The following is a 1,108-nucleotide window of genomic DNA, read 5'->3' as shown; positions in this document are numbered from 1 at the left end:
CCCGGGGGTGCAGCTCACCGTCGTCGACGTCGACCCGTCCCGGAGGGCGCTGGTCACCGGGCTCGGCGCCCGGTTCGCCGCGCCCGGCGAGGCCCCGGGTGGCCAGGACCTGGTGGTGCACACCAGCGCCAGCGCGGCCGGGCTGCAGCTCTCCTTGGACCTGCTGACACGGGAGGGCCTGGTCTGCGAGATGTCCTGGTATGGCGACGCTCCCGTCGAGCTGTCCCTCGGAGGCACCTTCCACTCCGGCCGGCTGAGCGTGCGGGCGAGCCAGGTGGGGATGGTGGCGCCGGCCCGGCGCGGCACCCGCAGCACCCGCGATCGGCTGACCCTGGCGCTCGACCTCCTGCGCGACGCTGCCTTCGACGCCCTGTTGACCGGACCGGTCAGGTTCGAGGACCTGCCCGAGGTGATGCCGCGGCTGGTCGACGGCCGCGAGCGCGCTGTGTGTCACCTTGTTGACTACGGACGGGAGTGAGGAAATGTTCAACGTCACGGTGCGCGACCGGATGATGGTCGCCCACAGCTTCACCGGAGCGCAGTTCGGTCCCGCGCAGCGACTGCACGGCGCCACCTTCGTGGTCGACGCCAGCTTCCGGCGCACCGAGCTCGACGGCGCCGGCCTGGTCGTGGACATCGCCGCGGCCGCGCAGCAGCTCCGCGCCGTGCTCGACGAGCTCGACTACCGCAACCTGGACGAGCTGCCCCGGTTCGCCGGTCACAACACGACCACCGAAGTGCTCGCCCGGGAGGTCGCGGACCGCCTGGCCGACCGCATCGCGGCGGGCGAGCTGGGGCCGGCCGGTCAGGACCTCGAGGGTCTCGAGGTGACCCTGCACGAGTCGGACCTCGCCCGGGCGAGCTACCAACGGACGTTGTGATCTCCAGCGTCGCCGAGGGGCTGGCGTGAACCGGGTCGAGGTGGTGGTCCCCGGCGACGTCGACGACCCTCGGCGCCCCAGCGGCGGGAACGTCTACGACCGGCGACTGTGCCGGGAGCTGGGGGCAACCGGGTGGACCGTGCACGAGCACGCGGTGCCGGGCCGCTGGCCGCGGCCCCGCCCCGGTGACCTGGCCGCGCTGCGTGCGGTCGTCGCGGGTCTGCCCG

The 1,108-nt window shown here is 73.7% G+C and carries 2 protein-coding genes and 1 pseudogene; all 3 read left to right on the top strand.

The window, feature by feature from the left end:
- Positions 1-478, top strand: a 478-nt coding sequence (locus FRW57_RS23680) for an MDR/zinc-dependent alcohol dehydrogenase-like family protein (protein WP_476748668.1), incomplete at its 5' end; no start/stop codon positions are given.
- Positions 479-482: 4 nt separating this feature from the next.
- A complete protein-coding gene (locus tag FRW57_RS21915; RefSeq protein ID WP_137121504.1) occupies positions 483-881 on the top strand; it encodes a 6-pyruvoyl trahydropterin synthase family protein in 399 nt (132 codons plus the stop codon).
- A gap of 25 nt (positions 882-906) precedes the next feature.
- A pseudogene (locus tag FRW57_RS21910) lies at positions 907-1,108 on the top strand (glycosyltransferase family 1 protein); the annotation flags it as partial.

This window comes from Segeticoccus rhizosphaerae, assembly GCF_009192725.1.
Classification (GTDB): Bacteria; Actinomycetota; Actinomycetes; order Actinomycetales; family Dermatophilaceae; genus Segeticoccus; species Segeticoccus rhizosphaerae.
Note: the sequence above shows the minus strand (reverse complement) of the source record. Positions and strands in the feature narration are given on the sequence as shown.